The sequence below is a fragment of the Isoptericola sp. GX10416 genome, from assembly GCF_056590155.1.
In genome coordinates this window covers 21,487-46,742 of sequence record NZ_JBWPVO010000004.1, presented here as the reverse complement: position 1 = coordinate 46,742, position 25,256 = coordinate 21,487, and the positions used below count along the sequence as shown (strand labels likewise).

The 25,256-nt window shown below is 72.8% G+C and carries 15 protein-coding genes; 10 read left to right on the top strand and 5 right to left on the bottom strand.

Annotated elements, in window-relative coordinates:
- The first annotated feature begins 98 nt into the window (after positions 1 to 98).
- Genes ACWAT2_RS07930 through ACWAT2_RS07915 form a run of 4 tightly spaced genes read left to right on the top strand, consistent with a single transcriptional unit; the run spans position 99 to position 6,810 of the window.
- Positions 99 to 1,121, top strand: a complete 1,023-nt coding sequence (locus ACWAT2_RS07930) for a 3-oxoacyl-ACP synthase III (RefSeq protein ID WP_402374607.1) — start codon at positions 99 to 101, stop codon at positions 1,119 to 1,121.
- Positions 1,115 to 3,907 carry an alpha/beta fold hydrolase gene (locus ACWAT2_RS07925; protein WP_402374605.1) on the top strand — a complete coding sequence of 931 codons (2,793 nt, stop codon included), beginning with the start codon at positions 1,115 to 1,117 and terminating at the stop codon, positions 3,905 to 3,907. The genes ACWAT2_RS07930 and ACWAT2_RS07925 overlap by 7 nt, the downstream gene beginning before the upstream one ends.
- On the top strand, positions 3,904 to 4,995 hold the full coding sequence (locus ACWAT2_RS07920; RefSeq protein WP_402374603.1) for an NAD-dependent epimerase/dehydratase family protein: 1,092 nt from the start codon (positions 3,904 to 3,906) through the stop codon (positions 4,993 to 4,995). The genes ACWAT2_RS07925 and ACWAT2_RS07920 overlap by 4 nt, the downstream gene beginning before the upstream one ends.
- 60 nt (positions 4,996 to 5,055) lie before the next feature.
- Positions 5,056 to 6,810 carry a tetratricopeptide repeat protein gene (locus tag ACWAT2_RS07915; RefSeq protein WP_402374601.1) on the top strand — a complete coding sequence of 585 codons (1,755 nt, stop codon included), beginning with the start codon at positions 5,056 to 5,058 and terminating at the stop codon, positions 6,808 to 6,810.
- On the opposite strand, the gene ACWAT2_RS07910 is transcribed toward ACWAT2_RS07915, so the two are convergent.
- The 3 genes from ACWAT2_RS07910 to ACWAT2_RS07900 all read right to left on the bottom strand — a co-directional run bounded on the left by ACWAT2_RS07910 (position 6,794) and on the right by ACWAT2_RS07900 (position 10,098).
- Positions 6,794 to 7,900: a class I SAM-dependent methyltransferase gene (locus ACWAT2_RS07910; protein ID WP_402374599.1), complete on the bottom strand. Its 1,107-nt coding sequence runs from the start codon at positions 7,898 to 7,900 to the stop codon at positions 6,794 to 6,796. The two genes, ACWAT2_RS07915 and ACWAT2_RS07910, sit on opposite strands and share 17 nt — an antisense overlap.
- A 140-nt stretch (positions 7,901 to 8,040) precedes the next feature.
- On the bottom strand, positions 8,041 to 8,679 hold the full coding sequence (locus ACWAT2_RS07905; RefSeq protein WP_402374597.1) for a response regulator: 639 nt from the start codon (positions 8,677 to 8,679) through the stop codon (positions 8,041 to 8,043).
- Between the two features lie 48 nt (positions 8,680 to 8,727).
- Positions 8,728 to 10,098 carry a sensor histidine kinase gene (locus tag ACWAT2_RS07900; protein WP_402374595.1) on the bottom strand — a complete coding sequence of 457 codons (1,371 nt, stop codon included), beginning with the start codon at positions 10,096 to 10,098 and terminating at the stop codon, positions 8,728 to 8,730.
- 173 nt (positions 10,099 to 10,271) lie between these two features.
- Between ACWAT2_RS07900 and ACWAT2_RS07895 the strand changes: the two genes are divergently transcribed.
- The 6 genes from ACWAT2_RS07895 to ACWAT2_RS07870 all read left to right on the top strand — a co-directional run bounded on the left by ACWAT2_RS07895 (position 10,272) and on the right by ACWAT2_RS07870 (position 16,403).
- Positions 10,272 to 11,072 carry a DUF4352 domain-containing protein gene (locus ACWAT2_RS07895; RefSeq protein WP_402374593.1) on the top strand — a complete coding sequence of 267 codons (801 nt, stop codon included), beginning with the start codon at positions 10,272 to 10,274 and terminating at the stop codon, positions 11,070 to 11,072.
- Positions 11,073 to 11,127: 55 nt separating this feature from the next.
- Entirely contained in the window at positions 11,128 to 11,307 is a 180-nt protein-coding gene (locus ACWAT2_RS07890) for a hypothetical protein (protein ID WP_402374591.1), read from the top strand.
- 62 nt (positions 11,308 to 11,369) lie between these two features.
- Entirely contained in the window at positions 11,370 to 13,040 is a 1,671-nt protein-coding gene (locus tag ACWAT2_RS07885; RefSeq protein ID WP_402374589.1) for a nuclease-related domain-containing DEAD/DEAH box helicase, read from the top strand.
- Between the two features lie 771 nt (positions 13,041 to 13,811).
- Positions 13,812 to 14,855 carry a hypothetical protein gene (locus ACWAT2_RS07880; protein ID WP_402374587.1) on the top strand — a complete coding sequence of 348 codons (1,044 nt, stop codon included), beginning with the start codon at positions 13,812 to 13,814 and terminating at the stop codon, positions 14,853 to 14,855.
- A complete protein-coding gene (locus ACWAT2_RS07875; RefSeq protein ID WP_402374585.1) occupies positions 14,852 to 15,409 on the top strand; it encodes a hypothetical protein in 558 nt (185 codons plus the stop codon). Before ACWAT2_RS07880 ends, ACWAT2_RS07875 begins: the two co-directional genes overlap by 4 nt.
- Before the next feature lie 85 nt (positions 15,410 to 15,494).
- Complete coding sequence (locus tag ACWAT2_RS07870) at positions 15,495 to 16,403, top strand: hypothetical protein (RefSeq protein ID WP_402374583.1); 909 nt, start codon at positions 15,495 to 15,497, stop codon at positions 16,401 to 16,403.
- Positions 16,404 to 16,429: 26 nt separating this feature from the next.
- Here the strand turns inward: ACWAT2_RS07870 and ACWAT2_RS07865 are convergent, their stop codons facing one another.
- Both ACWAT2_RS07865 and ACWAT2_RS07860 read right to left on the bottom strand, forming a co-directional pair.
- Positions 16,430 to 18,709 (bottom strand): UvrD-helicase domain-containing protein, encoded by a 2,280-nt coding sequence (locus ACWAT2_RS07865; protein WP_402374581.1) that lies wholly within the window; start codon positions 18,707 to 18,709, stop codon positions 16,430 to 16,432.
- A 19-nt stretch (positions 18,710 to 18,728) separates the two neighbouring features.
- Entirely contained in the window at positions 18,729 to 25,253 is a 6,525-nt protein-coding gene (locus ACWAT2_RS07860; protein WP_402374579.1) for a DEAD/DEAH box helicase, read from the bottom strand.
- Positions 25,254 to 25,256: the final 3 nt, after the last annotated feature.

The window sequence follows — 25,256 nt, the reverse complement described above, 5'->3', positions numbered from 1 at the left end:
GCGGGTGTCGACACGCCCACCGAGCCGGAGCCCGCCCCCGGGAGCCGGTGAATCATCGTCGTTCCGGCGCCTCGAGCGGCCGGATGTCTGGAGCTCGAGTGTCTGGAAACGCCACCACCAGGTTCGCCAACGTCGCGTTGCTGTCCGTGACGAGCCGGCTGCCGTCGCGGGTCACGACCTCCGCCGAGGTGCAGGAGCGCCTGGCGCCGGCTCTGTCGCGCCTGAAGCTCCCGGTCACGCTGCTGGAACGGGTCGCGGGCGTGGAGGCCCGGCGCAACTGGGGTCCGGGGGAGGACGCGAACACCGCGACGATCGCGGCGGGCGTCGAGGCGCTGGACGCCGCGGGGGTGGAGCCGGACGACGTCGGCCTGCTCATCAACACCTCGGTGACGCGCAAGCACCTGGAGCCGTCGGTGGCGGTAGGGCTGCACCACGGGCTGGGGCTGCCGAGCTCGGCGGTGAACTTCGACGTGGCGAACGCCTGCCTGGGCTTCATCAACGGCATGAGCATCGCGGCCGGGATGATCGAGTCGGGGCAGGTGCGGTACGCGATGGTGGTCGCGGGCGAGGACGCCGACGACATCCAGGACGTGACGGTCGAGCGCCTGCTGCGTGACGGCGTCAGCCGCGAGGACTTCATGACGGAGTTCGCGTCGTTGACGCTCGGCTCAGGCTCTGCCGCGGCGGTGCTGGGCCGTGCGGACGAGCATCCGCAGGGCCACCGTGTGCTTGGCGGCGTGACGCGGGCCGCGACGCAGCACCACCTGATGTGTGTGGGCAGCACGGAGGGCATGTTCACCGACGCCCAGGGGCTCCTCGAGGGTGGTCTGGAGCTGGTGGTCGACGCCTGGAAGGACGCCACGGCCGACTGGAGCTGGGGTGCGATGGACCGCTACATCACCCATCAGGTCTCGCGCGTGCACACGAACGCGATCGTGGAGGCCGTGGGGCTGGACCGCTCGGTGGTGCCGACCACGTTCGGTCACCTGGGGAACGTGGGTCCGGCGTCGGTCCCGATGACGCTGGTCGAGCAGCAGGACTCGTTGACTCCCGGCGAGCGTGTGCTGCTCATGGGTGTCGGCTCGGGCATCAACACGGCGATGATGGAGCTTGCGTGGTGAGCTCGGGCGGGGGCACGGTCCCGCCGGGTCTGCCCGGACTCGATCCACGGTTCAGCCACGTGCTGCGCGTGCCCGACGGCGGTGGCGCGGCCGCGCACGGGCGGGTGGCCGAGTGGCACTACCTGGACAACGGACCGGAGCTGGCGGCGCGGGGGATCGAGCCGGTGGGCACGGTGCTGGCCGTGCACGGCAACCCGACGTGGTCCTACCTGTGGCGGGATCTGCTGAACCTCGCGACGGAGACGGCGGTGGCCGAGGCCGCGGCGACGGGCGAACGTCCTGGTGGTGTGCCCGACGCGTGGCGGGTGGTCGCCGTCGACCAGCTCGAGATGGGGTTGTCGGCGCGCAGCGGAGGTGTGCGGTCGCTGCCCGAGCGTGTGGCGGGTCTGGGGGCGTTCACCGACGCGCTCGGTCTGAACGGGCCGGTGGTCACGCTGGGGCACGACTGGGGCGGCGTGGTCTCGCTCGGCTGGGCGGTGGACCATCCGGACCTGCTCGCCGGTGTCGCGCTGCTGAACACCGCGGTGCACCAGCCCGCGGACGTGCCGATCCCGGCGGCTCTGCGGCTCGCGCTGGCACCGCCGGTGCACCGCCTGGGCACCAGCACCACGCGGGCGTTCCTGGAGACGACGCTCGCGCTGGCGCACCCCCGCCTGCCGTCTGCCGTCGCGGACGCGTACCGGCTGCCGTACCGGACGGCGGGCGACCGGGCAGGGATCGAGGGGTTCGTCGCGGACATCCCCGCGACCGCGGAGCACCCGAGCCGGCCGGAGCTGGACCGCATCGCAGCGGGCGTCGCGGCACTGAAGGTGCCCGCGCTGCTGCTGTGGGGTCCGCGTGACCCGATCTTCTCCGACCGCTACCTCGACGACCTGATCGAGCGTCTGCCGCACGCGCGGGTCCACCGGTTCGAGGGGGCGGGGCACCTGATCGCGGAGGACGTGGACTACGCGGGTCCCGTGCTGGACTGGTTGGGTTCGGTGCGGTCGGACGAGTCGCGCGCCGACGCGTTCACGGGCCCCGGGGGGCCCTCCACTTCGGGGTTGACGTCGGCGCGCGACTCGTCCGACCGCACCTCCGCTGCTCCGGGGCCGGCCGTCTCGCCGTCGGGCAGCGCGTTCCGGCCGATGTGGGCGGGTCTGGACGAGCGGGCCGGCGACGACGCGACGCGCTCCGAGGCTGCCGTCCTCGACATGTCCGGCTCGGGCCCGGCCACGGTGAGCTGGGGGGCGCTGGACCGTCAGGTGCGACGGATCGCCGCCGGGCTGCACTTGATCGGCGTCCGTCGGGGCGACCGCTTGTCGTTGCTGGTCCAGCCGGGCCCGACGCTCACGGCGCTGGTCTACGCGTGCCTGCGCATCGGCGCGGTCGTGGTCGTGGCGGACGCCGGGCTCGGGGTCCGCGGGCTGACCCGTGCGCAGCGGGGCGCCTGGCCGCAGTACCTCGTCGGGCGGACGACGGCGCTCGCGGCCGCGCGAGCCTTCGGCTGGCCGGGGGTGCGGATCTCGGCCGACCCGCTCGACCCGGTCCGGCGGCGCGCGCTGGGCGTGGACCACGAGCTGGTCGACGTCGCCCGTGCGGGCGAGGGGCTCGACCTGCCACCCGAACCCGGGCCTGACGACGAGGCGGCCGTGCTCTTCACGTCCGGCTCGACCGGTCCGGCCAAGGGGGTGGTCTACACGCACGCCCGGCTCTCGGCGCTGCGCGACGTGCTGGCCGCGCACTTCGGGGTTGGTGCGGAGACGGGCCTGGTGACCGGGTTCGCGCCGTTCGCGCTGCTCGGCCCGGCACTGGGCACGCGGTCGGTCACACCGGACATGGACGTGTCCGCACCGCGCACCTTGACGGCCCGGGCGGTGGCTGCCGCCGTGCGCGCCTCGGATGCCCGCATGGTGTTCCTCTCCCCGGCGGCGATCCTCCACGTGGTCGACACCGCCGGGGAGCTCGACGCCGCGGACCGGGACGCGCTCGAGCGGGTCGAGACGTTCCTGTCCACCGGGGCGCCGATCAGCGCCGAGATGCTCACCGCGGTCCAGGCCCTCATGCCGCACGCCGCCGCGCACACCCCCTACGGGATGACGGAGTGCATGCTGGTCACCGACATCACCCTGGAGGGCATCCGCGCCGCGGCCACCGCTCCCGACGACGGCGTGTGCGTCGGCCGCCCGATCGTGGACGACGCAGCGGGCGGGGTGACCATCAGCGCGCTGGACGCCGACGGCGCGGCGACCGGGGCGCCGTCGTCGGCCGAGGTGCCCGGTGTGCTGGGCGAGGTGCTGGTGCGCGCGCCGCACCTCAAGGAGCGCTACGACCGCCTGTGGCTCACCGACGTCGCCGCCGAGCGGGACACGCCGCCCGGGCACTGGCACCGCACGGGGGACGTCGGGCACCTGGACGCCGAGGGCCGGCTGTGGATCGAGGGGCGGCTCTCGCACGTGCTGACCACGGCCGACGGGCCGCTCGCGCCGGTGGGACCCGAGCAGTCGATCGAGCGCGCGCCGGGCGTGCGGCGTGCGGCGGTGGTCGGCGTCGGCCCCGCCGGGGTGCAGCAGGCGGTCGCCGTGGTGGAACCGCCGGCCGACGCCGGGCGACGGGACCGCCGGACCGGGCTCGCGCCGCAGGAGCTCGACGCGGCGGTCCGGGCGTCGTCGTCGGTGGCGCTCGCGGCCGTGCTCGTGGTGCCGCAGATGCCCACGGACGTGCGCCACAACTCGAAGATCGACCGGGCGCGGCTCGCCCGCTGGGCCGAGGGCGTGCTGGCCGGGGGTCGGGTGTCCGCACCGTGACCGTGCTGGTCACCGGCGCGTCGGGGCTGCTGGGCGGCGCGGTGGCGCGGCTGCTGGTGGAGCGCGGCGAGCAGGTGCGCACCCTGCAGCGCAGCGCGTCCGGCGTGCCCGGTGCCGAGGACGTCGCCGGTTCGGTGACCGACCCCGCCGTCGTGGCGCGAGCGGTGGACGGGGCCGACGCCGTCGTGCACCTCGCCGCGAAGGTGTCGCTGGCGGGCGACCCGGCCGAGTTCGAGCGCGTCAACGTGCGGGGCACGGAGGTGCTGCTGGATGCCGCCGAGCGGGCGGGTGTGCGGCGGTTCGTGCAGGTGTCGTCGCCGTCGGTAGCGCACGCCGGGGCGTCGCTGGTGGGCGTCGGCGCGGAGCCGGCCGACCCGGCGCGGGCGCGCGGCGAGTACGCGCGAACCAAGGCGACCTCGGAGGTGCTGGCGCTGTCCCGCGACCGCGGTCCTGCCGGGCGCGCGTCCCTGCCCGGCCCTCATCAGGGGTCGGGGGCCGCGCAGGGACGCTCGCAACCAGGGGACGACGGCGGTACCCCGGCCGGGGACGACGACTTCCGCGTCGTGGCGGTCCGGCCGCACATCGTGTGGGGGCCGGGGGACACGCAGCTCGTCGAGCGGGTGATCGACCGCGCGGCGAGGGGACGGCTGCCCCTGCTGGGGCACGGGGCGGCGCTCATCGACACCACCTACCTCGACAACGCGGCCGCGGGGATCCTGGCGGCGCTCGACCGGCTCGGCGACCGCCCGGACGCGGTGCGCGGCCGGGCCTACGTGCTGACCAACGGCGAGCCGCGCACGGTGGCCGACCTGCTCACCGGCATCTGCCGGGCGGGCGGCGTCGAACCGCCGCGGTGGCGCGTGCCGGCCGGGCTGGCACGGACGGCCGGCGGGCTGGTCGAGGCCGTCTGGCGTGTGCGACCCGGCGCCGACGAACCGCCGATGACGCGGTTCCTCGCCGAGCAGCTCTCCACCGCCCACTGGTTCGACCAGCGGGCCGTGCGGACCGAGCTCGGGTGGCGTCCCGCGGTGAGCATCGACGAGGGGATGCGGCGGCTGGCCGCGCACTACGGCGGCACGGCGGGCTGATCGGGCAGGCACGTGGGGCTCCTGAGTCCCGCGAGGCCTGACCGCCGTATCGTGGAAGCCGTGGCGACGACGGCGGACGCCGAGCAGCGACGAACCGTCGCTGACGGCTGGGAGGCGCTCGCGCGCGGCGACTGGTCCGCGGCCCGCGCCGTGTTCGAGCGTGCCGTCACAACGGGCGCCGGCGACGGCCCGGACCGGTCGCTGGTAGCGGAGTCCTCCGAGGGCCTCGCCTGGGCCGCGATGTGGCTGCTCGACACCGACACCCTGTTCGCCGCCCGGTTGACGGCGTACCGCGCCTACCGGTCCGTCCACGACGACGTCGGCGCCGCACGGGTCGCGATGTGGATCGGCTCCGACCACGAGGACTACCGGGGGGAGACCGCCGCCGCGCGCGGCTGGTTGCGACGGGCGCGGCGGCTGCTCGACGGGAAGCCTCCGTCGGCGGAGCACGCCTGGCTGGCCGTGCTGGAGGCGGACCTGCTGATCGGGTACCACGAGGACCCGGGGGAGGCCCGACGGCTGGGTGGTGTCGCGACGAGGATCGGACGCGCGGTGGACGACCCGGAGCTCGAGCTGATCGGTCTGGCCGTCGAGGGGCGCGCCCTGGTGGTCCAGGGCGACGTCGGCGCCGGCATGACGCTGCTGGACGAGGCGGCCGCCGTCGCGCAGGCCGAGCAGGTGGCCCACTCCTTGGCGCTCTCCTGGTCGTTCTGCTATCTGCTGAGCGTGTGCGAGATGGTCGACGACTACGAGCGCGCTGCCGCATGGTGCCGCCGTGCGGAGGAGATCGCGGAGCAGCAGGGCCTGCCGTTCATCTGGGGGCTGTGCCGGACCAAGCATGCGGCCGTGCTCGTCATGCGCGGTGACTGGGCCGAGGCCGAGGACGAGCTCGACAGCGCTGCCGAGTCGCTGCGACGCTCCCGGCCGCACTGGATCGGTGCCGCGACGCTTCGGCTCGGCGAGCTGCGCCGTCGGCAGGGACGCCTCGCCGAGGCGCGCGAGCTCTTCCGCAGGACCGAGCAGGATCCGATGGCGCTCGTGGGCCTGGGGCGGATCGCGCTCGACGGCGGTGCGGCGGGTCGGGCGCGGGAGCTCGCCGAGCAGGCACTGCGGGGGCTCGCCCCGGCATCCCGCCTGGAACGGTCGAGGCCGTGGCTGCTGCTGGCTGAGGCGAGCGCCGCCGAGGGTGACCTGACGGGCGCCCGTGCGGCCGTCGCCGAGCTCGACGCGTCGGCGGTGACAACCCGGTCAGGGTTCCTCAGAGCGGGTGCCGAGTACGCTGCCGCGGTGGTGGCCGTCGCGGCAGGAGACCTCGACGACGCGCGGCGACGCTTCGAGGACGCGGTGACGACGGCGGAGCGTGCGCACCTGCCGTACGAGGCGGCGAGGGCCCGGCTCGGGCTCGCGGAGGTGCTCGGCAGGACAGGGCGGTCGGCCGAGTCGGTCCAGATCGCGGCCCGGGCACGCGACGACCTGCACCGGCTCGGTGCGGACGTCGAGTCGCTCCGCGCCCGTGCCCTGATGGCCGGTCCGGCGACGGCGCAGGGAGCAGCGACGGCGCAGCGACCGGCAACGGCGCAGCCGGAGGTCAGCGGGCCGGACGTCGGCGCAGTGCGTCTCACCCCCCGGGAGCGAGAGGTGCTCGGCCTGGTGGCTCGCGGGCTGGGCGACCGGGAGATCGCGGCCGAGCTCGTCCTGAGCGAGCACACGGTGCACCGGCACGTCGCCAACGTGCTGGCCCGGCTGGACTGTCCCACGCGGGCGGCGGCGGTCGCGAGGGCGACCGCCGCCGGGCTGCTCACTCCGCGGGCGTGAGGACGTACAGGGCGCTGAGCGGGTCGGTGATCTCGACCTTCCGGACGTCGGCGAACCCGGCCGCCGAGGCCATCCGGGTGAGAACCTGCGGGCTGAGGCCGGCCGTCCCCAGCCCGGTGCCGCCGTCGTGCATCGAGACGGGGAGGCAGTACTCGAGGCTCAGCCCGTAGATCATCGTGCCGAGCGGGCCGGTGTTCTCGGCGGGGTCGTCGGCGGCGTCGATGTCGACCGCGAGGAACCGTCCCCCTGCGCGGAGTGCGGCACGGGCGGTGCGGAGGATCCCCTCCGGGTCGCGAGCGTCGTGCAGGACGTCGAAGACGGTGACGACGTCGAACGTTCCGGGGAGGTCGGTGGAGGCATCGGCTCGCTGGAACGTCACACGGTCCGCGACGCCGGCGGCCTCCGCCCTGCGGCGCGCCTCGGCGACGGCCGGCTCGTAGACGTCCACGCCGACGAACCGTGCCTGCGGGAACGCGCGGGCGAGCGCGATGACGGCCTGCCCGTGGCCGCAGCCGACGTCGCAGAGCGTGCCGCCGGCGGAGAGCAGCAGCTCGACGTCGGGGGCGAGCGGCAGCCACTCCTGGACCAGCGCGTGGCCGTGCCAGGGCGCGGTGAGACGTTCGATCGTGCGCTGTGCGTCCGGGAAGTCCTCCTGCGCGATGCCCTCGCCGGTGCCGAAGCTGTCCAGGAGCTGGCGGTACCCGTCGCCGAACGTGGCCGAGTAGTCGTCGATCATGCCCCCGAGGAAGAGCGGTCCTCCTTCGTCGGCGAGGACGGGGACGTGCTGGCCCGGGAGGCTGAAGGTGCCGTGCGCGTCGCGGTCGAGGTAGCCGGCCGCTGCCATGCCGAGTGCCCACTCGCGCACGTATCGCTCCGCGAGGCCGGTGCGCTGCGCGAGGTCGCTGCTCCCGGCGGGGCCGCGGTCCGCGAGGTCGGTGAACAGGCCCAGCCGGTCGCCGAGGGCGGCCATGAAGACCGCGTGAGCGCCGGCGAGGTCGCCGAACACCTTCTCGGCGAAGGCCTCGATCGCCGCTTCGTCCAGGTCGTGCGTGATGGTGTCCGTAGTGCTGTCGGTCAGGTGGGTGGTCATCGCTGCTCCTCCGTCTGTGGTCGGAGCACCACCGTGGCTCGCGGCGGCGAGCCGGCGCGTCGCCCGTGCAGGCCATCTTGACCGCCAGGAGGCGAGCAGATGGCCGGATCGGGCCACGGTCCGTCCCGTCTGCCGGGAGGTCAGCTCGCGCGGTCCACGAGCAGGGCGAGGCGGACGCGGTTCACGCCGAGCTTGTGGCAGGCATGGCCCAGGTGGGTCTTCACGGTCGCCTCGCCCAGGTGGAGGCGGCCGGCGATCTCGATGTTGGACAGGCCCTCAGCCACGCAGTACGCGATCTCTCGCTCGCGGTCGGTGAGCTGGGCCAGCATGCCCTGCGCCTCGCGCCGGCCGCGTGCCGTCGGCGCCGCGGCCACCTGCTCCATCACCACGCGGGCCGCGCGAGGCGACAGGGCGCCGTCGCCGGACGCCACGGCCTCCACGGCGGCGACGAGCTCGTCCGGCCCGGCGTCCTTGGCGAGGAAGCCCGCGGCGCCCGCGTACACGGCGTCGAGGATCGTGGACTCGGTGTCGAACGACGTCATCGCGACCACGCCAGGAGGGTCGGGCAACGCGGCGACCGCCGCGGTGGCCCGCACGCCGTCCATGCGTTCCATCCGCAGGTCCATGAGCACCACGTCCGGATGGTGCGCCTGCACGGCGGGCACCACCTCGTCGCCGTCGGAGGCCTCCGCGACGACGTCGTTCCCGCGCTTCGTCAGGATCTGCCGCAGGAAGCTCCGCACCATCGCGTCGTCGTCGACGACCAGCACCCGCACCACGACGTCGACACTACTGCCGACCTGCGACATCGTCGCCCGGGCGGTGGACTACCTTGTCGGCTCCCACGGCAGGTGCGCCCGCACGAGGAACGTACCGTCGTCCTGCCGGCCGGCGTCGAAGGAACCGCCGAGCGCCTCGCACCGCTCACGCATGCCGAGGATCCCGGAGCCGCTGCCCGGCACGGCGTCCGGTGCGGACGCCGACGTCGGCGGGTTGCGCACGGTGATGTCGATGCCGTCACCGGGGCGGGCCCGGACGGTCACCGTGACCCGGGAACCGGGGGCGTGCTTGGTGGCGTTCGTCAGCGACTCCTGGACGACCCGGTACACGGTGCGGGTGAGCGTCGCCGGCGCGGAGTCTCCGTCGGAGACGAAGACCGTCGCCACCAGGTCGATGCCTCGCACCCGGGCCGAGTCGAGCAGGTCGGCGAGGTCGGCCAGCGACCACGGGCGGGCGCCGTAGTCGTCCGCCCCCTCTCGCAGCGAGGTGATGAGCGTGCGCATCTCCTCCAGCGCGTGGTGGGCCGAGGCGCGCATCGACCGAGCGGCGTCCCCGATCTCGCCGTCGTCGGACGACACCTCGAGCGCCGAGGCCTGCAGCGACATCAGCGAGAGCTGGTGGGCGACAGTGTCGTGCATCTCCCGGGCGATGAGGTCGCGCTCCTCCTGGCGGGAGAGCTCCGACTGCAGCGACTGCGACTGCTGCTGCCAGGTAGCAGCCCGGCCGGCCTCGGCCGCGGCCACCGCGCGGGCGGCGTCCGCGTCCGCGTCGGCGCGGGTCGCCCGGCGGCGCAGCAGGCCGACCCCGACGGCGAGTCCGAGCGCGAGCGCCCCGAGGATCGTGTACCCGAGCGGCGACATGTACGTCATCGGGCCGCCGTCCTCGAGGGTCGCCGAGAAGATGACGTTCTCCTCGGTGCGGGCGCCGTCGCGCCAGAACGTGGCTACCAGCGCGGCCGCGGTGGCGCCCCCGCACAGCAGGCTGCGACGCCAGTCGGTGCGGGCCACCACCCAGGGCAGCGCGATCAGCGGGGCGACCGCGCCGAGCGGGCTCACGACGCCGATCACGGCCGTCGCGAGGCACACCACGACGGCGTGCCGCTGGCGCCACACCATCGCCGTCGCGACGCCGCCGGCCACGAAGAACCACAGGATGTCGGCCGCGAGCTGCGCGTCTGTCAACGTCTCCGGCGAGGCCATGACGAGGCCGGTCATCGCGCAGAACCAGGCGACGACGACGGCGCCGAGGGTGCCGAGCACGTTCCAGACGGTGCGGCCCCGGCGCCGGTGCAGGGCGGCCGGTGCCGCCGTCGGGCGCGGCCCGGGCGGCGGGAGCGGTGGGGCGCCGTGTCCCGTCCAACCGCCGCCGTACCCGGACGGCGGACCGCCGGGCGGAGGAGGAGGCGATGGCGGGTGCATGCGGTGAGCGTACGAGACACCTCCGACGGCGGCGTCCGCTGTCCGGCTCGTTCCGGCGGGGAGAGCTCCACCGTCCGGCTCGGGGGGTCGACCTGATCGGGGGATCCGTGGGCAAGGTGGCGCGGCGCAGGATCGTGCCGTTCGCATCCGGTCCCACCGCTCAAGGAGACATCATGTCCATGCAGCAGCCCGACCCGTCGCAGCAGCAGCCCTCGTCCTTCGGCCCGCCTCCCGCCGGCTCCGCACCGGGCGGTGCCGCGCCGTCGTCGGCCCCGTCGCCGTACGGTCAGCAGCCGCCGTACGGTCAGCCCGCTCAGGGCTGGGCGCCGCCGCCCCCGGCGCCCGAGAAGCGCAAGAGCTGGTTTGCCCGGCACAAGGTCCTCACGGGCCTCGGCGCGCTCGTCGGCGTCGCGATCGTCGGGGCGCAGCTGGGCGGCGGGGACGAGGACCCGGCCGTGGCCGACGGCGGCACGACCGTCGTCGAGGACGCCGCCGCAGACACGCCCGCCGACGACGGCGGCGCGGCTGACGAGGATGCCGCGGCCGAGGAGGATGCCGAGGAGCCTGCCGCGGCCGACCTGCCCGGCTTGGGTGACGCCGTGCGCGACGGCAAGTTCGAGTTCACCGTCACCGAGCTGGAGGACGGCGTCAAGCAGATCGGCGACGACTTCCTCAACGAGAAGGCGCAGGGCCAGTTCGTGCTGGTCCACATGACGGTGGAGAACATCGGCGACGAGGCGCAGTACTTCGACGGCGACTCGCAGGAGCTTGTCGACACGAAGGGGCGGACCCACTCCGCAGACACCGGGGCGGCGATCTACCTCGAGGACTCGAACAGCTTCCTCAACGAGATCAACCCGGGCAACACCGTCGACGGCGTGGTCGTGTTCGACCTGCCGAAGAAGGCCACCCCGGCCACGCTCGAGCTGCACGACTCGATGTTCTCGGACGGGGTCGAGGTCTCGGTGAAGTGATGGCCGCGGCAGGCAGCCGGGCGCGGCGGTTCAGCAGGTTCGAGACAGCTCGACGATGGCGTCCGCCGCCCAGGCCGCGTCTTCGGGCGTCGTCTTCCACGAGGCCACGCTGATCCGCATGGCCGTCGTGGAGTACGACCCGACGTCGCTCAACGGGTGCTGCCTCACCCCGCGTCTCCAGGGCGACGGAGATCTCACCCACCCGGCGATGAACGGAGAGGGTGAAATCGCGTGACCACGGCGACCATTTCTTGGTTTCTGGCTGGACTCGGAACGGCGATCGGGTATGAATCACCCATGGTTCGTTCCTTTCCGCCGGAGCCGCGGTTCCCCGACGACGGCGGATCGGAGCGCGCGGTGTGGGAGGCGCTGTGCGAGCAGCTCCCCGACGAGGCGGTCGTGTTCCACGGAGTGCACCTCCAGGAGGACGAGCAGGAGTACGAGATCGACCTGGTGGTCGCGTGGCCCCGGGTCGGCGTCGCGGCGATCGAGGTCAAGGGCGGCCACATCGAGCGCGCGGACGGTATCTGGTACCAGGGCAGCGGCACCCACCGGCACCGCATCGACCCGGTGGCGCAGGTTCAGGGTGCACGGCATGCGCTGCAGGCGCTCCTGCGCGAGCGGGGCACGCTCGCCGGGTCGTCCCGCACGGCGCACCTGGTGGCGTTTCCGCACCGGTACGTGCCGAGTACGTGGGACACACTCGACCTGCCGCGTGAGATGTTGATCGACCGGGGTGACGTCGAATCCGGCGGAGGCGTGGCCCAGCGCGTCAAGCACGCGATCGAGCGTCACGGCCAGGGGCACTTCCCGCTGGACGACGCCGCGGTGGGCGAGCTCGTCGACGCGATCGCCGGCGGGTTCCCGAGCCAGTCGGAGAACCTCACGCGAGCGATCGAGCACGAGACACGGCTCGAGCAGATGACGCGCGACCAGGCGCGCATCCTCGACGCCCTGGGTCAGGTGCGGCGGATGCGCGTCGTCGGAGGCGCCGGGTCCGGCAAGACGTACCTCGCGCTGGAGCAGGCACGACGGCGGACAAAGGCCGGCGAGCGGGTGGCCCTGCTGTGCTACTCGCGCGGCCTCGGACGGTACTTCGAGCGGATCACCGCTACCTGGCCACGGCGGGAGCGCCCCGCGTACGTCGGCCTCTTCCACGACCTGCCGCTCTCCTGGGGTGCCACCGGTGGGCGGGACGACGACCCCGAGTACTGGGAGCGTGATCTTCCGCTCGAGCTCGGCCGGCTGGCGGGCGAGCGGGCCGCGGGCGACCTGTTCGACGCCGTCGTCGTCGACGAGGCGCAGGACTTCGGTGACCTGTGGTGGCCGTCGCTGCTGCGGTGCCTGCGGGACCCGGGCGACGGCGGGGTCTACGTGTTCCTGGACGACGCGCAGCGCGTCTTCCCCCGGGACGGTCGGGTGCCGCTCGAGTTGGTGCCCGTCGCCCTGGACGAGAACCTGCGCTCCACCAAGCAGATCGCCCAGGTCTTCGGTGCCCTGTCGGACGACGTGGTGAAGCCGCGAGGGCTCGACGGCCCGCTCGTGCGGGTGGTGGACGTGCCCGCCACTGCGGCGCTGGAAGCTGCGGACGACGCCGTCGAGGCCCTGCTCGAGGAGGAGTGGCCTCCGGGCGACGTGGCGCTGCTCGCCACCGGGCGGCGGCACCCCGAGCAGGTCAACGAGGTGGCCCTCGGCGGGTACGCCGAGTACTGGGATGCCTTCTTTGCTGCCGAGGACGTGTTCTACGGGCACGTGCTCGGTTTCAAGGGACTCGAACGACCGGTGGTGGTGCTCGCCGTCAACGGGGTGCGCGATCTCGGACGAGCGCGAGAGATGTTGTACACGGGGCTGTCGCGGGCACGGACGCTGCTCGTGGTGGTCGGGGACCGGCAGTGGATCGAGGAGGTCGGCGGAGAGGCTGTTCGGCGACGGCTCGAGAAGGCCGAGGTGTGGGCTGCGGCGTCCTAACCGAGGACCGACTTGGCTGCCACCGGCCAGGCGTTCCGGCGCGACTACCAGCCTCTGCCTGACGGTGGACGTTCGTCGCCGGCGAGTGCGGCGACGAGGCGCACCGTGGGGACCACGTGGGTGTCGTAGTTGACGCCGATCGACAAGACGGTGTCGAGCAGGCAGTGCGAGACGCTCTTCCATCGGCGTTCTCGAGGACGGAGCTCCAGCTCCTGCAACTCGTTCGTGAGGGCCGTCTCGGGGGGGGGGGGGGGGGGCGACAGACCGGCAAGCGGGTGAAACCAGCGGTCTCCTGTTGCACATGTGCAGTTACTGCGCAGACACTATCGGTATGACGACGAACCAGGACGGACGAGCCCGGCTTCGCCTCGACGCCGCCCGTGCGGCCTTGAGCGAGGCCTCCGACGCTGCTTCCGGTGACGGTGTCGAGCCCCTCGCGCGAGCGAGGACTCTGCTCGACACCGCGTTGGACGAGGCGATGGCAGAGGCTCTGCTCGCTGGCAGGTCGGTCCGTTCCGTCGCAGATGCCGCCGGCGTAGCGCCGAACACGGTCCCGCCGCGCCTCGCACGGACACAGGTTCTCGGGGGGTACGCGGGCAGCGACGGTCGTGTCAGTGCGGAGGGCGTCACGCGCGCCCGGTACGACCGTGAACGAGGTACCCCTCGACCGGCTGCGCCGTCGTCCACCGAACCGCTGCGGTTCCGACGACGCCGGAGCTGACGTCCACAGAGCACCACCCGCTTCCTGTATCCACCACGAGAGGACGTCCCATGCCCGACGCCAGCCTCACGCATCTTGCGATGCTTCTCGATCGCTCCGGCTCCATGCAGTCCATCAAGGCCGCCACCGAGGAGGGCTTCGCCGCCTTTCTCACCGAGCAGCGCCAGTCCCCGGGACGCTGCACCGTCACGCTCGCGCAGTTCGACCAGCAGTACGACGAGGTCTACACGGACGTCGACGTGCACTCGGCCCCAGCACTCGATCTGAAGCCGCGGGGGATGACCGCCCTGCTCGACTCCATCGGGCGGCTCGTGCAGTCCACGGCACTGAGGATCGCGCAGCTGCCCGAGGAGCAGCGGCCGGCGAACGTCGTCGTCGGGATCATGACCGACGGCTTGGAGAACGCGTCCAAGGAGTACACGCACGCGGCGGTCAAGGCCCTGGTCTCCGAGCGTGAGGAGAAGTTCGGCTGGACGTTCCTCTACATGGGGGCGAACCAGGACGCGATCGAGGTCGGGGCGTCGATCGGCGTGAGCGCCGACCGGTCGCTCACCTACGAGGCCGAGAACGTCGGCCGGGCCTACGCAGCCACCTCCCGCGCGCTGCGTGACGTGCGCACGGCGGTACAGGCAGGCGCTTCCCCGGCGGAGGCTCGCGACCTGCACGTCCGGTACTCGGAGGCCGAGCGTCGCGCGGCAGGTCCGGACGGGGCAGGTTCCGGGGGCAACGGGAGCAAGGCGCGACCGTTCTCGGAGGCCGAGCTGCTCGATCACCTGCAGGCATGGCTCCGCACGGGAGAGAAGACCGTGGCAGACGTCGGAACCTATGGCGGCAGGGCAGTCCTCCACGCCGTCGTCGCCGGCCAGCCGGTCTACATCAACGCCGACACCCGGCGGGCAGCCGTCCAGGACCTCGTCGACAGCGCGGCACGCGGTCCGGTGCCGTGGCACGTCCTCGCGAACCGCAAGGGACGGCTCGACAAGGTGACGTTCCGCTCCGACGGCGCGAGGGCCCCGGGCTTCTACTGCTACACGCGGGACTTGCAGCCGGCCGCGGGCCGGTTGGGCGTCTCCGATCGAGCGGTGCGCCGATGACCGCCGAAGGTTCGGCACCCGACTCCCCGTCCGAATCCGTCGTGCTCTTCCGGACGAAGGCGCGCGGCAGGCTGCACATCATGGGGTGCACGCACCTGACGACCACGGATCCGACGCAGTACGTCGAGGCGGACGCGCGTGACCGGGCCGAGCTCGAGCTGTGCACCGAGTGCGACCGTGAGATCCGCGGCGTCGGACGTATCGAGTACCCGTCCTTCGACGCAGCGTGCGAGGCGTTGAACCTCCCGGTGGAGAACCGTCCCCGGATGCGTGAGATCGCTGCGCGCCTCGAGTACAGCAGGGTGTGGGCACCGCAAGGGCGCTCTTACGTGGCCGTCGGACACCTGGACGGCCGCGCCGCGGCCGCCTACTTCAACCGCGGATTCGTCGACGTCCACCGGGAGTCCGGCGGGTACGAGCGTGAGGAGATGCCGAACTATGCGGGACCATCCGGTGCGACTCGCCGGGGCGTCGCTGAGGAGCGAGCGCATCCCGTCTGCCCCGGCTGCGGGATGCAGCTGCCTGCCACGGGGATCTGTGACGACTGCGGGTGACATGCCAGGCACTCCCGATCGAAGCCGCACATGCGCCCGCTGTGGCGCCGGGGCGATCTGGCTCGTCACAGTTCGCGACGACGAGATGACGATCTCCGGGCGGTGCCTCCCCTACTGCGATCGGTGCCGGTCAGACCTCAGCGGACGTGTGGCTGCGGCGATCCCCCTGGTGGTTGCCGACGCCCACCCCGAGAGTGTGATGGGTCTCCTCTACGAGCGAGGCTTCACGGGGAGCGATCCTGCAACGGTCGCCGACCTGATGAACCTGTCGTCAAACCACTGGGCCGCGACAGTAGGACGGGGCGTCGACGGACCAGGCGGGTCGACAGAGCACGGTGCCGGTGTGCTGACATGGGAAGGCGCGCTCGGTCCGGAGGAGTTGACTGAGTCCCAGGTCAAGGCACGTGCTGCGCTTGCGGATGCGGCACGGCGGGGCGCTTGGGACGCCGTGCTGCGGTTGCTGGCGGAACCGGGGCTCTTGCCACACCACTGGAGACTCGGCGGCAAGTCGTGGTTCACGCCCCTGCACCAGGCAGCGTGGCACGGTGCAGCACCGACCGTCGTGGAGCGGTTGCTGACACTCGGCGCTTCGCGCGTTCTGCCGGCGGCCGACGGTCGGACCGCGGAGGAGATCGCTCGACAGCGCGGACACCACGCCCTTGCGGATCGGCTTGTTCCGGAAGTCCGGAACCCTCTGTCGAGGCGGGCAGCCCAGGGGCTCGAACGACGGCTTGCGGAACTCGTCGATCGCCGGATCCGTGAGGTCGGCCTAGAGAGACGTCGGCTCCGTCCCCTGCCTGTCGTGCTGCTCACCGAGATCAACCGTGGACAAGGTATCTGGTGGCCCGTGCCCGGAATGCACGGAGGATTCGACGTGCGTCTTGAGCACACCTACCTGGTCGTCGACTCCTGGTCGCGGATGATCGAGGGTTCCGGACAGTCACACATCCTGACTCAGGAGTCAGCGCGAATGGTTGCCCGAGGCTTCGTCTGAGCGCCTTGGGTGGCCGGATCGCGTTCTCAGCGTTGAGCGGCTGTAGGCGAGCCCAGGGCGCTCGCGTCAGGCAGCAGCCCGCTCCGACGTCCGTTCCACAGCACGGCCAGCTCGTCGCGCGCCCGGGTCGCGGCGACGTAGAGCAGCGACCGCTCACGGAGCTCGGCGTCCGCCCGGTCAGCCTCGGGCAGCGACGAGTGGCCGACGCCCCAGCCGCCCTCGTCCGGGGAGACGCCGAACAGCACGACGCGCTTGAACTCCATGCCCTTGGAACGGTGCATGGTCATGACGAGCACGCTGCCGGTGCCGGTGGCCGCGTCGTCCTGGACGAACTTCGCCTTCACCTTGCGCTCGCTGAGGGCGTGGACGACCTTGTCGCCGATGGTCTTGGTGCGGACCAGTACACCGAGAGTCTCGGGGGCGTCCCCTTGGGCGAGCCACTTCCCGACGACGGCACCCGCGCTCTCGTACTCGTCGACGAGCGAGGTGGCGCCGACCTCGGTGGGCGGGGGGCCGGTGCGCGCGGAGCGGTAGCCGGTGACGGTGGCGTCGTCGGCATCCAGGTCGACCCACTCCTCGCCGGAGAGCACCCCGACCGCGTAGCGCAGCACCTGCGCTGTGGTGCGGTAGTTCAGGGTCAGACGGCGGGAACGGCCGCGGACGTTGATGTTGTAGCGGGACAGGACGATCTTCTGTCCGTAGATGCGCTGCTGGGAGTCCTCGGCGAGGAAGAGATCGTCTGGCCCCTCGGCGACGAGCGCACGCAGGAAGATCAGTCGCGCCGGCGCGAGGTCCTGACCTTCGTCGACCAGCACATGGTCAGCGAGCCTCTCCCCGCCAGACGCCGCGATGGCGTCGAGGTGCTCGGCAGCGATCATCGCCTTCTCGTCCCAGTCGGTCGACCCGGCCGCGTCAGCTGAGGCGCGGTACGCCGCCACGACGTCCCAGACGGCGATGCGCTGGCCGCGGCTGAGGGGGACGCCGCGACCGGAACGCCGCACTCGCAGGTAGTCGTCACGGCTGACGATCTTGTTCGGCACGACGACGGTCGCGTACTCGGCCACGAAGAACGCTCGGCTGCGCAGCTCTGGCGAGAGCTCTGCCCCGTGGGAAGAGATGACGGCGTCCCAACGGGCTGCAGCGGTGGGCTCCAGGACGTAGGGCGACCGCGGTCCCAGCACCGATGCGACGGTGTCGCCCCATGCCTGGGACGCCGAGTGGACGGACTCGGCCCGTGCCAGGACGCGACGGGCGATCGCGTCCACGCCTGCGACGTAGACGCCGGGGTCGCCGAGGTTCTCGGCTTCGGGCAGGCCGGGGTCCAGGAGGCGCAGGGTCTCCTGGAGCGAGGATGCGAGCGTCTTGTTGAAGGTCGTCAGGACGATGCGCGCACCGGGGTTCGTCCGGGCGAGGTGTCGCGCGCGGTGCAGCAGGACGACGGTCTTTCCTGTCCCGGCGCCTCCGGAGAGGCGGAACGAGCCGTTGCGCGGCCGGAACGCGTAGTCGCGCTGCTCGGGGTGCAGGAAGACCCGCCAGCGGCCGAAGTTGTCGTCCTCGATCGCGGCACGCAGCTCGGCGTCGTCCTCGATGAACGCGAAGTCCATCTGTGCAGCGGGCTGCTTGAGCGCGGTGAGCAGCTGCTCGTCGCTCTGCGGGTCGGGCTCCGCCGCAGGAGCACTGAGACCGAGCTTCTCCTTGACCGCGGCCAGTCCGGTACCGATCGAGAGGTCCAGCAGCGCGTCACCCTGCCAGGCTGCGGGTGCCCGCTGGGCCACCGCGAGCATCTGGTCCTCGGTCTCGGCGATGGCTGCCTCGATCGCGGTGTCAGTGTCGATCCCGAGGTCGAGCAGGTCGGCGACAGCGATGCCCTGCGTCTGCAGCAGGGGGTAGGTCGTGAGATCGACGTCGTCCGGCTTCGGCTTGGCCTTGGCCGGGAGCCGGGTGACCTTCTCCTCGAGCGTGGGTTCGACGAGCTGGTCGGCCTTGACGAGCTCGGCGATGCCGTTGCGGGGGTTGATCCGCACGACTGCCGACTTCGCATACTTGATCGCGTCGTCGTGCTGGTACGTGCCGAGGTAGACGTAGTGCGCTTCAGCCGCCTGGCCCTGGACCTTGACCAGCACGGCTCGCCAGAAGTCGTTGACCCGGCCGGTCCGGATGCGTGGGTCCGCGGCACCGTTGATCGGCTCGATGTGGAGGCCCGGTGTCGCGTCGCTCTCCTGGAGCTTCTCGAGGAACGCGAAGGCGGCCTTGCGCACGGCGCCGTCGAGCTTGCCGAACGACGGTCCGAGGATGATCTGCGGCATCGGTGCTGCTTCTTCCGGTTCAGTGGGTGAGGGCTGCGCGAATTGCGGCGGCGTCGGGTTCGAGGATGGTCCAGCCCTCGGCGACGAGGTCTGCGGTGGTCGTCGGGTCCAGGTCGTCGGACCGCACGGTCACCCTACGGTCCGGCCACGACAGCGAGAGCGGGACGCCGTCGCCCACCTCGTCGCCGATGGTCGGCGCCTCGACACCCTGGGCGGCGACGTCGAGGATCTCGACCAGGAGGTCGTGCTCGGCCTCGGTGGCGAGACGCGCGACCTGCTGCCACCGCGGGTGCTCCTCCAGCCGCGCCCGGAGCGCGTCCTCGACGCGGCTCGCCTCCTCGGCGGCCGTCGCGGCGTCGCCCGGGGGAGAAGCCTGCGGCGCGGCGCCCTCGAGCATCGACCGCGTGACGATGCTGAGCGGGAGCTCCGTGCGGAAGTTCAGCAGGTTGGACAGACGCAGCCACTCGCGCCAAGAAGGCTTGTGGTCGGGACCGAGCACCTCGGTGGCGTCGTCGAGCACCACGGCGATCTCGTAGGTGCCCAGCGCGAAGTCGCGGACGCCGATCGCGAGCCCGTCGTGGTGCCAGACGCCGCCGAACTTGGTGCCTGGAGGCAGTGGCGCGCCGTCGAGCACGTCGAGAGCGACCTGGTCGATGCCGACGTCTGCGGAGATCACGCCCCCGGTGAGGGACGGGGCGACGAGCATCGGCATCCAGCGTGCGAGCTCCTCGCGCGCCGCGAGGTCGGGGCGCTCGATCCAGTGGAGCAGAAGGTCGAGCGCGGGACGGTCCGCGAGCGCAAGGGTCGCGGGCGAGAGCCTGTCCTTGGCTTCGTTCAGCACTGCTGCTGTCGCCTGGGGGTGCAGCCAGGGGACGACGGCGGCGGTCGGCCCTCCGTCCAGGTCGTCCCAGGTGAGGGCGAGCACCTGGTAGCCGACATCGCGCAGGGACTGCCGCTTGGCGGCGTCGTCGGCCAGGCGGTTGACGGCCGGCGAGGCGTGGAACTGCCAACCGTCGGTGAAGATCGCGGTCGGCGGGATGCCGGGCCGGTCGCTGCGCAGCACGAAGTCGGGCTTGGTCCCGGCGCTGGGCACGAGCACCTGTGGCTCGAGGCGCCAGTGGGCACCGCCGGGCATGGTGATCGACCACGTGCTGCCGCTCGGGCCGGGCTTCTCTGTGAGGGTCGCGCCCATGGTCCGGAGCCGCTCCCGCAGCACCTTGCGGAACAGCAGCTCGATGTGCGACTCGGGGTCAGCGGTGGCGGGCTCGTCCACGGTGACCGACCAGGGGCTGGTGGCCGGGACCTCGTCCTCCGTGCCGACCTGCGAGCGACCGAGCAGGATCGCCCTGAGGTGCCGTTCGGCCGTGGCGCGGGAGACGTGGTCCACCTCGTGCAGACCGGCGTGCGGCAGGAGGCAGCGCTCGCACGAGAGGCGGCCGTCCCGCTGGCACGGGCAGTCCGCCAGGTGGGACCAGGCGTCGCGCAGCATGGTCCACACCGCCTCGTGGTCCGCGAGCTCGGCGAGGTAGCCGGTGCCGCCACGGACGACGTCGTGCAGCAGCAGCGCCTCGGCGGGGCTCCCGGCGGCGGGGCTGGGGTCGATGACGTTCGTGACCTCGAGGTGGTCCGGGTCGCCGCCGATCCGCAGCCGCAGCGCCAGCAGGAGCGCCGCGCGCAGCGACGGCAGCGAGAAGTCGTCGCCCAGGGTGGCGGACTCGGGCAGGCGCAGGACGAGGCCCTCGGTGGTGAGCGACCGGGCCAGGGCGACCGTGCGCACCTGTTCGGTGCTGGCCTTGCGCAGCGGGCACCAGGGACGGTGCTCGGACGCCCGGTTGGCGCCGGTGGAGGTGTCCAGCTTGCCGCACTGCTCGCACACGCGGAACATGGCGACGTCGTGCGGCTGCCCGGCGAGCTCGACCGTCGCGCCCTGCGCCGACGCCTTGCCGAGATTGAGCCAGCGGATGTGCATCTGCCGCTGGTAGCGGGCGCCGAACCCGTAGTCCTCCACGAACCACTGCTTGGTGACGGCGGCGGGGTCGACGTCGGCGAGCGTGCGGATGGTGTAGCGCTCGCGGTCGCGCTCGTCGCTGCTGTCGTCGATCGTCGCCTCTTCGCGGCGGATGACGGACGAGACGCGCTGGAGCTCGACCACCTCCACCTGCTGGGCGACGTCGCTGATGCCCTCGTCCCCGCAGCGGGGGCAGGACGCCGGCACGGGCTCGTTGCCGGGGGCGTCTGCGTCCGTGACGTCTGTCGAGTACCCGCAGGCGGGGCAGCAGGCCCAGGTACGTACGGCATCGTCGCCGCGCCCGAGGTCGAGGGCGTCGATGGCGATGGCGTACCCGCGGGCGTAGAACGTCGACCCGGGGGCGAAGTCGCGCAGGGCCTGGGCCGAGCCGCGGCTGAGCTCCAGGTGCTCGGTGCGGTAGTCGCGCGAGTCGGGGTCGATCCAGGACAGCGAGACCTCGAGCGCCACGGAGTCGTCGAGCAGGGTGTAGTTGGGTAGCAGCCCGTGCTCCTCGAGCACGCCGACCCAGTGGTCGGAGGACGCCTGGCCGCGTTGGTGCTGGGTGAGGCGCAGCGCCGCCTGCGCCGTCCGCAGCGCGCGCTCGTCGTCGCTGGTGGCCGCCGTGGACTCGGCCTTGACCCGGAGGCCGTCGGGGGCGTTGATCGCCGACTGGATCTCCTTCTCGCGGTGGGCGAGCGTCTCCATGCGGGTGCGCCAGGCGATCGACGCCGCGTGGGCGCGCGCGGCGAGCTCGGAGGGCACGATCTCACCGGAGGTCGCGTCGACCGACGGGAGCGCCCAGGCCCGCAGCCGGTCCGCCACGGCGGTCGAGACCTCGGGGAACCCGGCGAGGAACCGGTCGAGCAGCGCCGGGCCCTCCGCCTCGGACACCGCGAGGAGCTCCCCGAGGAACGTGCCGGGCTCGCTGGAGCCGAGGGCGTCGGTGGCGGTGCGAGGGTGTGGTGCCGCGGGGCGCCGGGCGAGCTCGTCCGCGATCGAGGCGACGTACTGGCGGCGCAGGATCTCCTCGGCGTCGAGGTAGGTCGCTGGTGGGCGCACGGCGCCGTTGATCACCGTGGTGGGGTCGGAGAACCGAGGGAGCTGGTCGCCGCGTGCGGTGACGTAGGCGAGTGCCAGCGCGTTGCCGGTGAGGCGGCCGGCACGTCCGACGCGTTGGGTGTACGAGGCGACCGTGCGCGGCAGGGAGGACAGCATCACGGTCGAGAGGTCGCCGATGTCGATGCCCATCTCGAGGGTGGGCGTCGCGACGAGCACGTTGGGGGCGTCGGGCTGCGGGTCGCTGGCCTTGAACGCTGTCTCGTACGCGAGCCGCACCTCGTCCTCGAGCATGCTCGTGTGCTCGCGGGCGACCACCCGGGCGGGGTCGGAGTCGCCGTACATGCTCCGGTAGAAGTTGTCGGCGAGGGCGTGCCGACGCAGCCGCCCCGTGCACCGGGCGACCAGGCAGGGCGCGCCGTCGAGCTGGTCGACGACGGCGGTGGATGCGGGCACGGTGGAGCCGCAGTCGGAGCACTCGAGGCACAGGTTGCCGGCGACCAGCGCGTCGAAGTCGGCGCCCTGCACGACGACGTCCCGTGGCGACAGGTGGTACGTGGTGGCGCCGGAGGAGGACAGCAGCGAGCCGACGACGTCGAGGCGTGCGAGGTGCGCCAGGAGCAGGCGGGCGAGCGTCGCGGCCTCGGTGGTGTCGGCCCGCAGGCACTTGACCGTCCACGTGGCGTACCAGCCGCGGGGCGAGGCGACGGGTTCGAGGTCCTCGCCGGCGGCCCTGGACCTCCCGCTCACCGTGGTCACAGCGCCGCCGACGCGCGGGAACCCGGGTGCGCTGGATCCCTTGCCGAACCCGGGCATGCCCTCGTGCCGCTTGCGACCACCGGTGATCCACCACCGGTTGCCGTCCTCCTCCCGGAACTTCTGGAACCACTCGTGGTCGATCGCGCCACGCAGCCGCATGTGCTCGAGCACACCGCGCGCCCACGCGAGCAGGTCCGCCTCGGTGGGTTCGAAGCCTTCGAGCACGCCCTGCCGGTCGACCTCGGCCAGGGTGGCCCGTGCGGCCGCGAGCAGCACGCCGGGATCGGCCCGGACCTCGGCCACGACGGTGCCGGTGGCCTCCAGCGTGCGCCCGACGGCGGAGCGCAGCCCGTGCTCCAGGAGCACGTCGAGCAGGAGTCGGCGGCGCACCCGCCGGCGCACGCTGTGGTGCACCTGGGCCCAGGACTTCTTCTGCCAGAAGGCGGCGAACTTCTCCCGCTCGGCCAGCTCGGGCGGCAGCAGGCGGTAGCGCCGCCTCCCGTCGTCGCCCGCCTCGCTCACCATCCGGTCGACGACGGTCTCCAGGTCGGCGGGACGGTCGCCGACGGCGTGGCGCAGCACAGCTCGCAGCGTCAGGGCGTGCGAACGCGACTGGACGAACCCGGCGCGGTGGGCGGCGTCCTGCACCGAGTCGGTGAAGACCAGGGCCTTCTTCTCGGCGGGATCGAGTCCCGCCGTCCCGAACAGGCTGGACAGCGACACCGACAGCAGCGTCGCGATCGCCGAACCGAGGAACCGGATGCCGTCCTTCTGCCCGCACGAGGGGCAGTCGTCGTCCTTGGACGGCTTGCCGCCGCCGTCGTCCATGGGATGGGCGAGCACGGGCAGGACTCCGCCGTCGGCGTCCTCCTCGGTGGGGGCGGACATGACGAGCCGTCGCTGGTCGACGAGGAACCACCACAGCCCTTCGACCTTCTCGCCGCCTTCGGCGCGTTCGCCCTCGGCCGGGGCGTGGATCAGCGTGCGGAAGCGGTCGTCGCCGCGCAGGTGCCGGCCGCGGATGTCGTGGTCGTGGGCGTCCAGGTCGGCGCCGGTGGGAGCGAGGGCCACGCCCCAGCCGGAGCGCCCGCAGTGCCGGCAGTACAGCGCCGGGAACGCGCGGGCCTCGGTGCCGGCGTCGTCCGGGTCGCTGCCGACGCCGTCGTCCTGCCAGCCGAACTCCGCGGCGCCCGACGTGGTGCGGTACAGCCGGGTGAGCTCGCGGATCCACAGGTGGACGTCGACGGACAGGGCGGAACGGCCGCAGACCTTGCGCAGGTGCGACAGTGCGGACAGCACGGCGGCGAGCAGAGCCTCGGTGCGTGCGGTGCGGGCCGGGTCGGTCGACTGGTTCGGCACGGCGCGCGCCAGGGCGGTGAGGTCGCTCGCGTTAGCGGTCTCCGTGATCAACCGGGAGACGAGCGGGTGCGCCTTGAGCAGCGTCAGGAGGTCGTCCGCGTCGTCGGCGGCCAAATCCGGTCGCGCCCACCCGGGCTCGACGACGTCGCCCGGCTCGGCGGACGCCGGGCGCTCGCGGAACAGGTGGGCCACGACGGCCCGGGTCAGCTCGACCGGGTCGATGTCGCGCAGGCGGGGCAGGGTGTCGCCGTCCCACCCTCCGAGGTCGTCGCCGAGCGCGTCGACCACCAGCGGTTCGGGTTCGATGGGTGAGAGGCCGCGGGCGGCCGCGACGTCGGCCGCGTCCCCCACCCACTCGGTCAGGGGCAGCCGCGACTCGGTGACCACGGCGTCCTCGGTGATCTCCTCGCCGAACACCGTGCGCGCGAACGCCAGCATCGCCGTCGGGTCGCCCTCGTCCCCGAGGGTCGCGGAGGTCGCGACCGGGGTGACGGTGCCGAGCGGGCGGGCCATGTCGTCCTCGGTGAGCCCGGCGTCGGCGAGCCCGCCGGTGTCTGTGGGCCAGTGCGAGGTGAGGGCGAGCCCGAGCCGGCGGATCAGCATCGCGACGTCGGTGCCCTGCGCGCCGTCGTAGGTGTGGAACTCGTCCAGCACGAGGTACTGCAGCGAGTGGGCGCTCGCTGACCAGATCTTGGCGTCGGCGTGCCGCAGGAGCAGCTGGTCGAGCATCTTGTAGTTGGTGAGCAGGATGTCGGGCGGCGAGTCGCGGATCACCGGCCGGTCGGTGATGAGACCGGCAGGCGATACCTTGGTGCGTTCTGCGCCCTGCTGGCCGGTGTAGAGGGCGGCAGTGACTCCACCAAGCTCCGGGTCGCCAGTGAGCAGCTCGGTGAGGCGCTTCGCCTGGTCGTTGGCCAGGGCGTTCATCGGGTAGAGGATGATCGCCTTGGTGCCGCCGATCCCGGCGCGGCGGGCGCGCAGCACGTGGTCGAGGATCGGGTAGAGGAACGACTCCGTCTTGCCGGACCCGGTGCCGGTGGTGACGAGCGTCGGCTGCGGACGCCGCATCGAGCCGTCCGGCCCGAGCGACGAGAGTCGCTGGAAGGCCGCGGCCTGGTGGCCGTAGGGGGCGGGGTATCCGCCGTACCAGTCGAGCGAGTCGCGCCAGCCGTCCTCGGCCGGCCGGAACGGCAGCCGCAGGCGCACGTACGGGCCGCGGAACAGCCCCGACGACGGCGAGCGCAGGAAGTCCTCCAGCGACGCGCGGGTGCTCGCGTCGGCCAGAGCGAACGTGGTGCCCAGGTACTCGAGCAGTGCTGTGCGCAGGGACTCGGCCTGGACGACGGGGAGGAGCTCGCTCACCGG